The organism is Phocaeicola sp. HCN-6420, assembly GCF_037890145.1.
GTDB lineage: Bacteria > Bacteroidota > Bacteroidia > Bacteroidales > Bacteroidaceae > Phocaeicola.
This window is the reverse complement of sequence record NZ_JBBKBJ010000010.1, coordinates 123078-138013: the sequence shown is the minus strand read 5'-3', so window position 1 is coordinate 138013 and position 14936 is coordinate 123078. Positions and strand designations below refer to the sequence as shown.

The window sequence follows — 14936 nt, the reverse complement described above, 5'->3', positions numbered from 1 at the left end:
GACCAAACACCATTTGAATTTGCTCCCCTTACACGAAAAACATATTCTCCAGGGCTTAAATTATTATAAAAAGCAAAACGATGATAAGCTGTAGCAGAAACCCAATGCTCATCATACCCCTCTAACTGATACTCATACTTATTCAGATCCGAATTAATATAATCTAAAACAGAAAAACTCAGACTGAAATTATTCTGGTTATAGTGCAATGTAATATGATCTGTGCAATCCAAAGACCCAGACAATATTTCGTCATATTTAGAACGCTCCATATTGCGTACCGATTCATTGTATATTTTTAAATCAGTTATCACTACAGGTGAAGAATATGTATTAGATGTCATCACATCTATATCCAATATATTAATGCCATGTACACCTCCCAAAAAGATTTTACCGTTTTTCCCCATACAACAAGCATTTCTATTAAAAATATATCCCTGCAACCCATCTTCTATAGTAAAAATCTCAACAGACATCTTATCAGAACTTTCAGACATCTTGATACGATACACCTCCAGATTGGTTGTTATCCAAATACTACCATGTCCGTCATTCAATATACAAGACACTATCTCCGATTCTTCAAAATAATCATTCAACATAGGAACAAAAATATCTTTATCCCGATCGTACATACATACACCGGTTTCATTTCCACCAGCCCATATCCGGTTATGATTATCCACTGCCAAAGAAACAGCTCCTATTATAGAAGCATTATGATTGGATACATTATAGCACCGCACACTATACTTATTCTTCTTACGTTGAATTCTCCAGACACCAGCAACCGCAGTTGCAACCCATATATCCCCATTTCCATCCTCTACCAACTTAAAAACAGACGAACAGGAAAAATCCTTATTACCTTCTCCTGTAAGCTGTTCCAAAGAATGAAGCTTGCCAAAGGAGTCTAACATAAAAAGTCCGGAACGTGATCCTAACCATAAATTTCCTTCACGATCCTCCAGTACAGAATAAATACATACATCCTTTAGTAAAGGATAAGACTTATCATTTATCACCTTTACCCGATTTCCGTCATATAACCAGACACCATCATCCCAAGTTGCAAAACAATACTCACCTGTTTTTTTCCTGTCAATTATTTCGTTAACTGTAGATATATGAGGCAATGAAGCAAACTCCTTAAAATGATGATAGGGAATAACCTCCTTTGTTATATAATTATATTTAACGAGACCAAACCCCATAATACCAAGCCATAACCAGCCACTATCGTCTTGAAATATACTCCTGACGGAACTGGTCGGGAAAAATTTTCTCAACTCAGACAATGTATCAAGTTCAGAACGGCTTTTTCTCGTATTAACCGTACAAACTCCTCCTCCAAGTAACCCTACCCACATCAAACCATCATGGCTACACAATAACGCATTGACTTCGTTAAAAGGTAAGTCATCCGTATTATTACCTGGCAGATAATTTGTAAAAGTACCTTCTCCTTGAGCCGACTCCATAATACTCAGGCCACTACGAGAACCAATCCATAACTTTCCTGTATTAGAGTCTTGAGCTATGGAATAAATTATATCATCGGCAATACTATTCTTTTCTTTCGCATTATGCATATAACGAACAAAAGAATAATGCTGCATATCATATGGATTTTTTAAGTTCAACAAGCCATACCGCCATGTGCCAATCCAGATTTCTCCACTTTTATCCTGAAACAAGATATGAGCGGAGTTTCCAGGATTTATTCCTTTATACGATAGAAAAACATTATTCTTACGATCGTAACGCCATAACCCCTGATTCCATGTACCTATCCAGATATCTCCTGTATAGTCTTCCATCAGCGATTTAATGTTAAGGACTTCTGCAATATTGTCACAACGACAAAAATCATTTTCTCCAGTCTTCTTTCTATACAATCCTCTTCCTGTACCAACCCATATATCTCCGTCAGCTCCACATGTTATCGCTTCAATGTAACTATCTGCCGAAGACAATCCCGATAAGGATATTTTTTTCACCTCATCCTTACGCTTGTCGAGCATATACAACCCATTATGGGTACCAATCCACAAATTACCTTGTTTGCCTTCCCTTACTATATTGACAAAGCCATCAATTGAATGATCTTTATTTTTAGCATCTGGTCGGTACATTATTGTAGAATACCCATCATAACGGAGCAGACCACTATAAGTGGCAATCCAAATATACCCGTCACTATCTTGAAAAAGATTACGGACTTCATTTGTAGGTAAAGGCAATATAGGTTTTAATGGACGAAAATGAAGAGAGGAAGAGAACGCAGAAACTATTCCCCATAGAAATTCCATTAACAAGAAGATACAGCGTTTCATGTTTTTACATAGTATTTTTGACAAAAATACAATTTTTCCCATTTAACGCAAACATATCCAATCTTATTTCTATAAAACAAAAAGCCTGTCCTTACTTGTTTTGTAAGGACAGGCTTTTATGAATTCCGTATTTATATACTATAAATATAGTATAAAACTATATATTTTTATACCAAATGAGCAATCAGTTCTTCACGGTCGCCTTCCAGCAAGTCGATAACTGGAACTTCAATCATTGTATAGCATCCCGGCTGCTGTTTCATCGAAGCACGAGCTACACAAACCAGAACCTGAGCTGTAAGCGCCGGATTATTGATCTTCATATCAAATTCGAACAACTGGTTATGAGTCTTTCCTGATACACCTTTACGTACCAAGTTTACACCATGACCCACGTCATTCAAATCGTCAACACAAGGAACCTGAATAACATGAGTTTCATCGTTTACGAAATATGCATCAGCTTTGATGGCAGCTTCTACAGTTTTAAAGTCAGCACCTTCTTCCAACTCTACATAAACCATACGACGGTGAATACCTGTACCAACCGGAATAGTCATAGACAAAGCATCTTTTACTCCCGGAATAGCACGTACTGCAACAGAGTGTCCCATACTACGTCCCGGACCAAAGTTTGTATAAGTAATACCCTTCGGAGCAATAGCCTGTAATAACGCACGAACTACAGAGTCGCTTCCCGGATCCCATCCAGCAGAAATAATAGATACAGCATTGTGAGCCTTAGCTGTTTCGCCTAAAGAACGACGCAAATCGGTAATCTGTGTATGAATATCGAAACTATCTACAGTATTGATGCCCAAAGCCAAAATTTCCTTTGCATATTTTTCAACGCTACGAGTCGGAGTTGCCAAAATTGCAACATCTACATCCTGCAATTCCTTAATATCTTTTACTACTGGATAGTTTGCCAATTCTGCCGGCTTATTTTCAGCTCCATGACGACGAACGATACCAGCTACTTCAAAATCGGAAGCGGCTTCGAGTGCTTCCAATGTAAATTTTCCAATATTTCCGTAACCAACTACGGCTGCTCTAATTTTCTTCATTTTATCTTTGATGTTTGATGATTTCTTTTATTAATGTCGCAAAAATACAAAATTAGAATTATTCTAAAGAAACAAATAGGCAGCGATTTTGAAATAATTCTTCATAAAGTTACGATTTATAACTTTCTTATGCCTATTTTTGCACTAAAATTATAATTTATCAGAAAAACATGATTGAATATATAAAAGGAGAACTTACAGAAATCACACCAGCAATGGCTGTCGTAGAATGCAACGGACTGGGATATGGTATAAATGTTTCCCTGAATACCTACACAGCCATTCAGGGAAAAAAGGAAGTGAAACTATATATATACGAAGCTATTAGAGAAGATGCTTATGTATTGTACGGATTTGCAAGCAAACAGGAACGGGAATTATTTTTGCTACTTATCAGTGTATCGGGAATAGGCGGTAATACCGCAAGAATGATTCTTTCTGCTCTTACGCCTTCGGAACTCTGCAATGTAATCAGCAGTGGAAACGATAAATTACTAAAAACCGTAAAAGGTATTGGGCTTAAAACAGCACAACGCATCATTGTCGACCTGAAAGATAAAATTGCAACAACCGACATGGGAGCCTCAGCTACAATATCTTCTGTTGCCACAGCAGCCAATACCGAAATCTATGAAGAAGCAGTAGCAGCCCTGACTATGCTGGGATTCGCACAGGCTCCTTCTCAAAAAGTAGTTTCGGCTATCCTGAAAGAAGAACCGGAAGCTGCCGTAGAAAAGGTTATCAAGCTGGCATTAAAAAGATTGTAATGCTAAAATTTATTTTTTATTAATTTAATAATATTGTAGCAATACGTCCAATCGGAGAACAACAGAACAACTATTTATACATATTATAATAACCATAAATATTCCTGGATTTTGAATGATAGAATTTTTATCAATACAAAATCCAGGATTTTTTGTTCAAATTTTCAAAAAAGATCAAGAAAAATAGACAATGAGGAAAAAACTTATAAGGATAAGAACTTGGCGTTTAACCATCCTAATGAAAAAAACAAAGAAAATCAAAAAAATATTTAAGCACGAGTAAGTATTTCCAAGTAGTATACTTGTTATATAGTTGAATTGATTCGCTTCCAGATAATTCAGAAACGAAATACAAACTAAAAATAACTTAATGTATAACCTTAAAAAAGCAAGTATGAGAAGCAAAAATTCTTGCAAGTGTTCAAAAAAAATACTTCGAACATTATTGCTGTCGACGCTGTTTACTGTACCATCACAGTTTGTATCAGCGCAGTTGAATATTGCTTTATCGAATGCCCAATTAGGGACGATAATCAAGCAAATTCAATCACAATCTCAGTATCAATTCTTTTATGATGATGATTTGGCAGATACTCCAATCTCATCGATCAATGTAAAGGATGCTTCTGTGGAAGAAGTACTAAAAACAGCATTAGCCGGAAAAGGTATCAGCTACAGAGTTGACGAAAATGTGGTATATTTGTCAAAAGTTTCTACTTCCGCTTCTTCATCATCAGTAAAAGCTGCACAGCAGCAAACAAAAACAGTCAGTGGACGAATCGTAGATGCGAAAGGAGAACCTCTGATTGGTGTAACGGTCATTGAAAAAGGTACAACCAACGGAGCTATTACCGACTTTGATGGCAATTATTCATTAACAGTACCCGATGGAGCTATTCTACAATATTCTTATGTGGGATACAAAAACGTAGAAATGTCAGTAACCGGTAAAAATACGATCGACATTACTATGAAAGAAGATACTGAAGTACTGGAAGAAGTAGTTGTAACAGCATTGGGAATCAAACGTTCTGAAAAAGCCTTGTCATATAATGTACAGCAAGTAAACGCTGAAGACATTACAACTAATAAAGATGTAAACTTCGTTAATTCTTTAAGTGGAAAAGTTGCGGGTGTTAATATTAATGCATCCTCTTCAGGTATTGGTGGCGTATCGAAAGTTGTAATGCGTGGTACTAAATCCATTATGCAATCATCAAATGCTCTTTATGTAATTGACGGTGTCCCTATCTTTTCTGGCAGAAGTAATAAAGGAGGAACAGAGTTTGACTCACAAGGAGCAACTGAACCCATTGCAGATATCAATCCGGAAGATATCGAATCAATGTCTGTACTGACCGGTGCAGCTGCTGCAGCACTTTATGGTTCTGATGCAGCAAACGGTGCTATTGTTATCACAACCAAAAAAGGAAAGGAAGGGAAAATGAGCATTACTGTAAACAGTAATACTGAATTTTCTTCACCATTCGTCATGCCCGAATTTCAAAATCACTATGGTACTGGAATTGGAGGCGTATTAAGCGACTCTGGTATCTTAAGTTGGGGAGGTAAACTAACTGAAGCTAATGCCTTCAATTATTCTCCCAAAGACGATTATTTCCAGACAGGAATTACTGGAACAGAAAGTATTTCTTTTTCAACAGGAACAGAAAAAAATCAAACTTATGCCTCTGCTGCTGCTGTAAACTCCAAAGGCATTGTTCCTAATAATAAATATAATCGTTACAACTTTACAGTCCGCAATACAACATCATTCCTCAATGACAAAATGAAACTTGATGTCAGTGCAAGTTATATTCTTCAGAACGACCGAAACATGACAAATCAAGGTACCTATAACAATCCTCTTGTTGGAGCATATTTAATACCGAGAGGCTATGACTGGGAAGATATCAAAATGTACGAACGCTACGACCCTGCCCGCAAAATTTATACCCAATATTGGCCTGTTGGGGATGCTGCTATTGCGATGCAGAACCCTTATTGGATAAACTATCGAAACTTACGCGAAAACAAGAAAGACCGTTACATGCTAAACGCTGGTTTAAGTTATCAAATTTTTGACTGGTTAAACATAGCTGGTCGTGTCCGCTTAGATAATACATCAACCAATTATACCGAAAAATTTTATGCAACAACCAATACCCAGTTGACAGAAAAGTCAAGTCGTGGCTTGTATGGACAATCAAAATCAGAAGATAAGCAACTATATGCAGATTTTCTAATCAATATTAATAAAACATTCGGTGAAGATTGGAGCTTGCAAGCTAACTTAGGAGCCTCTTTCTCAGACTTACGTTATGATTTGATGAAAGTACGCGGACCTATTGCAGACGGTTCCGACTCATTTACAGGAGAGCCTGTCGGACTAACAAACTGGTTCGTTATCCAAAACCTAAGTGCAAAAAATACCGAGCGCTTAAATGAAGGATGGCGTGAACAAACACAATCAATTTTTGCATCTGCCGAAATCGGTTATAAGAGTACCTATTATTTAACTGTAACAGGACGTAATGATTGGCCCTCACAATTAGCTGGACCCAAATCAGTAAGCAAATCATTCTTCTATCCGTCAATCGGTGCTTCTGTAGTTTTATCAGAGCTTATGCCTAACTTAAACAAGGATTACTTATCATACATGAAGATCCGTGGTTCGTGGGCATCTGTAGGTAACCCATTTGCTAGATATTTGGCTAATCCACGTTATGAGTGGAATCCCGTAGGAGGATCAGGACAGTGGAGTAACACCACCCAATATCCAGCATATAACCTAAAACCAGAAAGAACAAACTCTTTCGAAATAGGTTTGACAATGAAATTCTTGAAGAATTTTGATCTTGACATAACATATTATAATGCCAAGACAATGAATCAGACATTTAATCCAGAACTACCAGTAAATGGATATTCAGCCATTTATCTTCAGACTGGTGCTGTCAGAAATCAAGGTCTTGAACTTTCGTTAGGATATAAAAATACTTGGAACAACTTCACATGGGACACAGGCCTCACCTACTCTATGAATAGAAATAAAATTCTGGAATTAGCTGATAACGCTATCAATCCAGCAACAGGTGAACCAATATCTATTTCTACATTAGATATGGGTGGATTAGGTGAAGCTAAATTCTTATTGAGAGAAGGTGGAACCATGGGAGATTTATACTCTCTGATTGATTTGCAACGTGATGCCAATGGGAAAATATATGTAGATGCTAATGGTCAGATAGCAACAGAAACAATCAGTAATCCTAATAACTACATAAAATTAGGAAGTGTATTACCTAAAGGTAATCTATCATGGAGAAATAACTTTAATTGGAAGAATTTCAACGTCGGCTTCTTAGTTACAGCACGCTTAGGTGGCGTTGTATTTTCTCGTACTCAAGCTATGCTTGATTATTTTGGCGTTTCCGAAGCTACAGCAACAGCCCGCGACCAAGGATATGTCATAATAAATGATAATGACCATATAAATCCAGAAACTTGGTATAATGTTATTGGTGGTGGTACATCAGTTCCACAATATTACACTTATTCTGCTACTAATGTACGTTTACAAGAGGTATCTGTAGGATACACATTCCCGAGAAAATGGTTGCGCGACATATGTGACATTAGAGTATCTTTAGTAGGCCGTAATCTTTGGATGATTTATAACAAAGCTCCATTTGATCCAGAAAGCATTGCCTCTACAGACAATTTCTATCAGGGAATCGATTATTTCATGATGCCAGCATTACGTAATATCGGATTTAACCTGAACTTTAAATTTTAATAGTTAATAGGTATGAAAAAATATATAATCAATAAGTTTGTAGTTGGAGCTTTACTTTTAGCTGCCACCTCATGTACAGATAAATATTTTGATATAAATTCCAATCCCTATCAACCGGGAGATTTAAATCCAGATGATTATGCCTTAGGTTCAGCAATGAGTAATCTTGCCAGTACTGTTATTTCATCTGATGTAAATACGGCACAATTCACAGATTGCTTATTGGGAGGTCCGATGGGAGGATACTTTGCTGATTCTAATTCAGGATGGTCTAACACAATCTCTAATTATAATGCAAAGAATGACTGGACTCGTGTATTTATGATGAGTGATCGTATCATACCAACTTTATATACAAACCTAAATGCAGTTAAAATTGTATCAGAGTCTACAGAAAATCCAGTACCATATGCAATTGCCCAAATTATAAAAGTAGCAGCAATGAGCCGTGTCACAGATACTTATGGAGCAATACCTTATTCCCAAATCGGTGAAGACGGTAAAATCACGACCCCATATGATTCTCAGGCAGACGTTTATAATAAATTCTTTGAGGAATTGAATAGCGCCATTGAAACATTGACAGCTAACAGTGACGCAAAACTCGTTCCAACAGCTGACTACGTCTATAGTGGAGATGTTCAAAAATGGATTAAATTCGCCAATTCCTTAAAACTTCGTTTAGCCATCCGCATTGCTTATGCAGATATAGACAAAGCCAGAGAAATGGCAGAAAGCGCTATTACACAGGAATTCGGTGTTATTACCAAAAATGAAGATAATGCTGCCTGGAATTATTTCAGTACAATCAGCAATCCTCTTTATACAGCGGTAAGATATAATGAAGAACAAACAGGAGGTGACACACATGTTGCAGCTGATATTGTTTGTTACATGAATGGATATAATGATCCCCGTCGTGCTTCATATTTCGAACCTTCAGGATGGAGTGGAAAAGAATTTGTAGGCCTACGTAGAGGTATTAATATGAAAAAAGCCGACAGCTACTTTTCAAAATACTCCAGAGTTAATATTTCTGCTTCAGCACCCGTTATGTGGATGAATGCAGCAGAAGTAGCTTTCTTACGTGCAGAAGGAAAAGCTATCTTCGGATTTAATATGGGAGGTGAGGCTAAGGACTTCTATAATGAAGGAATCAAACTTTCTTTTGAGCAATTAGGAGTTAATGGATATGAACAGTATATAGAAGACGGAACGAGTGTCCCGGAAAACTATACAGATCCAGCAGGCCTCAATTCATATGAATCAACAATATCAGATATAACCATAAAATGGGATGAAAATGCTGATTTAGAGAAAAAACAAGAAAGAATCATTACTCAAAAATGGATTGCTAACTGGATGCTTGGCAACGAAGCATGGGCTGACTATCGCCGTACAGGATATCCTAAATTAATACCCGCAACAACGGAAGGTAATCTTAGTGGAGGTATAGTCGATAGCAATCGCGGTGCCCGTCGTATGCCATATCCATTGGAAGAATATACAAGCAATACTGAAAACGTACAAAATGCAGTCAACCAATATTTAAAAGGAATCGACAACATGAGCGTAGACGTTTGGTGGGCTTGTAAACCAGGAAACAATTAATTTTAGAGAACTTATTAATTATGAATTCTATGAAAATTAAAGAATACAATCCGTTAAAAAAATCTATAGTTGCAGTGATTGCTACAGTGGCTTTGTTTTCTTGCTCAGACTGGACAGAAACAGAAAGTTTAAATATTAAAACACCAACTTTAGAAGAAGAAAATCCAGCACTTTATGAGGCCTATATCAGCTCCTTAAATGAATATAAAAAGAGTGAACATAAAGTAACCATCGTAAAATTTGACAATAAAGAAACAGATCCTGCAGGTCAAGGAGAGCGTATTACAGCCTTACCAGATAGTATTGATTTTGTTATATTAAATAATGCAGACAATCTTAATGCTGTTACCATTGATGATATGCAAAAAATACGTCTAAAAGGAACGCATACCCTTTATTCTATAGATTATTCTGTCATAGAAAAAGAGTATGAAGCTATGCTTGAAAATGAAGAAACACCAGAAGAAGACACAAAAGTCCAAGACGAGAATACTGGAGAAGAAGAAACGACAACCGATCGTTTCCTGGAGTTTTGCGAACAACGAATGGAATACTATTTAGGATTATTCTCTAAATATAAATATGATGGAATAAACGTAATCTATTCAGGTATAGATCCATTAGCGCTTTCTGAAACTGAAAAGAGTCAGTTAGAAGCACGCCAGCAAATATTCTTTGGAAAAATTGAAGCATGGAAGGATACAAATGTTAATGCAACTTTTATATTTGAAGGGAAACCTCAAAATCTTCTTTACGACAAGAGTTTATTACAAAAAACAAATTTTATAATCATCCCTGTTGTTGATGCAGTAAATCGTGAAGACATATTGTTTACTACAAATATGGCATTAGTTGAAGGTGTTCCAACTGACCGTATAATATATGGAGTCACCATTCCTTCACTTACAGATAGCAAAGACCAAACAGGTTATTTTGAAGCCCAAGAAAATGGGAGTCCAATGTACGCAGTAAAAGGTGCTGCATTAGCTGTTATCAGTAATAATAATAATTTCGTTCAAGCTGGACTATGTATTTCTCGCTCTCAAAATGATTATTATTTTGGTGTAAAAAGCAATTATAAAAACATTAAAGAAGCTATTTCTATAATGAATCCGTCACCCTTAAATTAATAGACAATTTATGAAACTTTTTAAATTAAATATTATCACTTTTTGTATGGCAGCCGTTTTAATCAGCTGTAATACAAATGACGTAGAGGAGCATCACTTTGACAATAAACTGTTTATCAATGTAGAAACTCCCGTAGAAGAACTTGTTTTTAAATCAGGTTCTGAAAATGTAACAGAAACACGAGAATTGACTGTTGCAACAGCCTTACAAGCAACAGAAGCTATTACAGGAAAATTTATAGCAAATCCTGCCTTAACAAGTACCTACAATATGATTTATAATGCAGAAGCTCAACCTTTGCCATCAGACATGTGCATTATTGAGAATCCTGAAGCTAAAATAAAAGTTGGAGGTACAACATCTGCTCCTGTAACAGTTACTTTTACAGGATTAGAAAAGCTAGATCGCGACCTCATTTATGTAATGCCTATAGAGTTGGTTGATGTACAAGGTATAGATGTGTTATCATCAAAAACAAAGACGTATTTCATTTTCAAAGGTGCTTCTTTAATTAATGTAGTAGCTGATATAGCCCAAAACAATTTACCAGTCAACTGGAATACTCCAGACTTGGTACGTTCTATGAAAACTATCACAGTAGAAGCTTTAATCAGAGTTCGAGATTTTGGGACATCTAATGGCTTAAAAGGAGAAGCAATGAGTACTATTTTCGGTATTGAAGGAAAATTCCTCATCCGTATTGGTGATGCAGGATTTCCACAAAATCAGGTACAAATGGTAAATCCCAATGGCAATTTTCCTGCTGGAAATTCTGAATTAGGACTACCTGTAGACCAATGGGTACATGTTGCCGCAGTATGGGATGCAACCACAGGTGATAGAATTATGTATACAAATGGACAAGAAGTGGCTCGCGACTCAAAAGCATCGGGTACAGTTAACTTAACCAATGGAGATTGTTATGTTGGTAAAGCATGGAATGATGACCGTTGGCTTGATGGAGAAATTTCAGAACTTCGAGTTTGGAGTGTACAAAGAACTCCCGAACAAATTGCTTCCAGTATGTATGACGTAGATCCGTCAACAGAAGGCTTAGTCGCTTATTGGAAATTTAATGAAGGCGCAGGGAAACAAGTAAAAGATTATACAGCCAATGGTAATAATATTACTGCTGAAAATGATTTGACATGGACTAAAGTTTCTTTGCCTGAAAAATAATAACCCCTTATCTTAAAATTATGAACAAAATAATATTTTCATTAGCCTTAATATGTGGATCGTTGCTTTTCACTTCATGCGAAGATGATTTAGTAGTCGGTAGCGTAAATCAAAGTTCATATAATAATATAGGAAAACTTGAAGCTTCACTAAAAGATAAAAATAGTGGACTTTCCGATAACATTATAGAACTTAGAACAAAAGAATACACAACCTCTGTTTGTGTAAACCTGACAAAAGCTCCAATGAAAGGAGTTGATTTTGCCATTTCTTATGATGCAGAATACTTAAATGAATACAATACACAACACGGAACTAATTTTAAGTTATTCCCTCAAAATCTGATTTCTTTAGATGGCGCTTCTGAAGCTAATATTCTAATGGCACCTGATGAAAAACAGTCATTAGCTGTTAATTTAACAATTCAACCGGCAAGTACAGATTTAGAGGAAGGAACAACCTATGTTCTACCCTTAAAGATAACAACTGCAACAGAAGGTATCTCCTTATCCTCTACAAGTCATTGTGTTTATTTAATCAAAAACTATCATAATGAAGCAGATTGCGACAAAGGAGCTGATGCTGTGAAAAATTTTCTATATTTCGAAGTGAATGATACCAATCCATTAAATGCACTTGAATTCGTTCGCGAAGATGGAAAATTATTCTTTGACTATGTTGTGCTTTTTGCAGCAAATATTAACTGGAATGCAGAAACGGGCAGAGTATATGTATACAACAACCCGAACGTTCAATTTTTGTTAGACAATAATGAACAATATCTACAGCCATTAAGAAAACGCGGCATAAAAGTTTTACTTGGAATTCTTGGAAACCATGACGAAGCTGGGGTGTGCCAACTATCTGATATGGGATGTAAAGAGTTTGCACGCGAACTGGCAGCACTTTGCAATGCATATAATTTAGATGGAGTTAATTTTGATGATGAATATTCTAATTATCCAGACTTAAATAATCCTTGGTTGACTAATGCCTCATCGCAAGCCGGTGCAAAATTACTATACGAAACCAAAAAAGCAATGCCTGATAAATACGTAACTGTTTATTACCTTGGATCTTTAGGTTCGAATTGTCCTTCTATTAACGGAATCACACCCAATAATTTTGTAGACATTGTTGTTGCAGATTATGGTCAATCAACACGCCCGATGACAGGGATGACCAAAAAACAATGTGCAGGAATGTCTGTCGAATTAAGACGAGGTTACGGCAGCACAACTGAAGATTATGCACGTAGTGTGAAAGAAGACGGATACGGTTTCTATATGTGGTTTGCATTAGACCCTTCATTATATGCAAGTCAAGTATACCGTATACAAAATGTATCAAAGGGACTTTACGACCAAGAAGTAAAAGATCCAACTTTTTACTACAAGAAAAATGATACAACCAAATATTCTAGGTAATTATTTAATTTAATTGCATATGAAAAAAATATTCATAATATTAGCAACTATTGGACTATTATACAGTTGTTCTGATGATGACTCCAATGAAAATCTAAATCTTAATGAAGATTTTGTCACCTTGTCTGCTGATACCTTATCGGCCGGACCTCAGGGTGGTGATTTAGAAGTTACTATAGAAAGTTCTGAAGATTGGACTTTAGTAGGTCCTAAAGTAGAATGGGCTACTCCTTCTACCAATAAAGGTCAAAGCGGTCAAACCTTAATTTTTAAGGTGGAAGCAAATGAAACAGGTAAAGAATTAGAAAATACTTATAAAATATTTGCCGGTTCTAATGTAAAGAAACTTGTTGTTATTTCTAATCCAACAATGAAGTTAGAGCTTTTATCAGAAGATAATGTATCTATAAATTCAGATAAGAATACAATCAATATTTCTTTATCTACTAATATAACTAATTTATCCTATGAATTTTCCGATAACGGAAATCAATGGCTAAAAGTTTCAAGTTTTGAATCAGCTTTTGGAAAAGAGACTCTTGTACTAGAAGCTAATGCAAATGATACTTATATATCACGCAGTTCTACTTTAAAAATTACAGGTGAAGATAAATCTGTTTCTATTAATATACAACAAGCTCAATTAGACGGAATATTGTCGGATGGAGAAGAATACAAAGAAACTGATTTATCAGAATGTGACATACAATTTAATATTAAAACGAACATAGAATATCAACTGGGAGAATTACCGGAATGGATTCAATTGGAAGAAACTACTAAGGGAGAAACTGTTGATGGTTTACAAAAACAGACCCTTACTTTCCATGTATCAGAAGCAATGGCGTCAAGAAGAAGTGATATTTATTTCTTAAAAGACTCAAAAATATGCCTAACTCTTACAATAAAACAACAAAATCCAAATCCTATAATGATAACAATTCCTGATAAGAATTTCAGAGAAGCCTTATCTACTGAAGGTTGGGTTATATTAGGAGAAGAAGACGATATTCAGTGTGAAGTTGTGGAAAAAGGCTTAAAAGAAACAGTTCTTGATTTAGATGGTACTTACTGGAGCAACTACGGCATTGAATCAATTGAAGGAATAGAACAATTTCCTCAAATTGAAGTTTTAAGGTTAGCATATAATAACCTAACAACAATAGATATATCAAAGCTCAAACATGTAAAAGAATTAAATATTGAATCAATCTATCCACTGACTTCGGTTATCATAGGTGACAATCCTGTATCTTCATTAAGATTCCAAGATTATATAGATGCAACATCTTTGACAATATCAGGTAATAACATTACAGATATCAATGCCAGTTTATCTTCTTGGATGAGTTTTTATGACAAATTAGCAACTTTAGATATCACAGGTTGTCCTAAATTAAAAACATGTAATGTAGACCGTCAGAAGTTAAAAACGTTATATGTAACTCAAGAGCAAAAAGATAATGTAACATTTACGAATCAAGGTTCGTTACAGATTGTAGTAAAATAAAAATTCAAAATCTATATTTTTATCAATAATCAAAATCCGGATTTCAGCAAATAATTGGCTGAAATCCGGATTTATTTATTTGATTACCGTGTCAGAAAACAACAGT

General features: G+C 35.7%; 9 protein-coding genes. 7 read left to right on the top strand and 2 right to left on the bottom strand.

Annotated features, from left to right (window positions below):
* Together WKT12_RS08440 and WKT12_RS08435 are read right to left on the bottom strand one after the other, a co-directional pair.
* A partial coding sequence (locus tag WKT12_RS08440; protein WP_340319410.1) for a ligand-binding sensor domain-containing protein occupies positions 1–2381 on the bottom strand: 2381 nt, incomplete at its 3' end.
* 125 nt (positions 2382–2506) lie between these two features.
* On the bottom strand, positions 2507–3406 hold the full coding sequence (locus WKT12_RS08435; protein ID WP_340319409.1) for a diaminopimelate dehydrogenase: 900 nt from the start codon (positions 3404–3406) through the stop codon (positions 2507–2509).
* A gap of 170 nt (positions 3407–3576) precedes the next feature.
* Here WKT12_RS08435 and ruvA point away from each other — a divergent pair, with 170 nt between their 5' ends.
* The 7 genes from ruvA (at position 3577) to WKT12_RS08400 (ending at position 14830) form a co-directional block, all read left to right on the top strand.
* Positions 3577–4173, top strand: a complete 597-nt coding sequence (gene ruvA, locus WKT12_RS08430; RefSeq protein ID WP_340319408.1) for a Holliday junction branch migration protein RuvA — start codon at positions 3577–3579, stop codon at positions 4171–4173.
* A gap of 394 nt (positions 4174–4567) precedes the next feature.
* Entirely contained in the window at positions 4568–7972 is a 3405-nt protein-coding gene (locus WKT12_RS08425) for a SusC/RagA family TonB-linked outer membrane protein (RefSeq protein ID WP_340319407.1), read from the top strand.
* Positions 7973–7984: 12 nt separating this feature from the next.
* Entirely contained in the window at positions 7985–9583 is a 1599-nt protein-coding gene (locus tag WKT12_RS08420; protein ID WP_340319406.1) for a RagB/SusD family nutrient uptake outer membrane protein, read from the top strand.
* A 29-nt stretch (positions 9584–9612) separates the two neighbouring features.
* Complete coding sequence (locus tag WKT12_RS08415; protein ID WP_340319405.1) at positions 9613–10713, top strand: glycoside hydrolase family 18; 1101 nt, start codon at positions 9613–9615, stop codon at positions 10711–10713.
* 10 nt (positions 10714–10723) lie between these two features.
* A complete protein-coding gene (locus WKT12_RS08410; RefSeq protein WP_340319404.1) occupies positions 10724–11893 on the top strand; it encodes a DUF1735 and LamG domain-containing protein in 1170 nt (389 codons plus the stop codon).
* Between the two features lie 20 nt (positions 11894–11913).
* Positions 11914–13320: a BT_3987 domain-containing protein gene (locus WKT12_RS08405; RefSeq protein ID WP_340319403.1), complete on the top strand. Its 1407-nt coding sequence runs from the start codon at positions 11914–11916 to the stop codon at positions 13318–13320.
* Positions 13321–13339: 19 nt separating this feature from the next.
* Positions 13340–14830, top strand: coding sequence for a BACON domain-containing protein (locus tag WKT12_RS08400; protein WP_340319402.1), 1491 nt, complete (start codon positions 13340–13342; stop codon positions 14828–14830).
* Positions 14831–14936 lie beyond the last annotated feature (106 nt).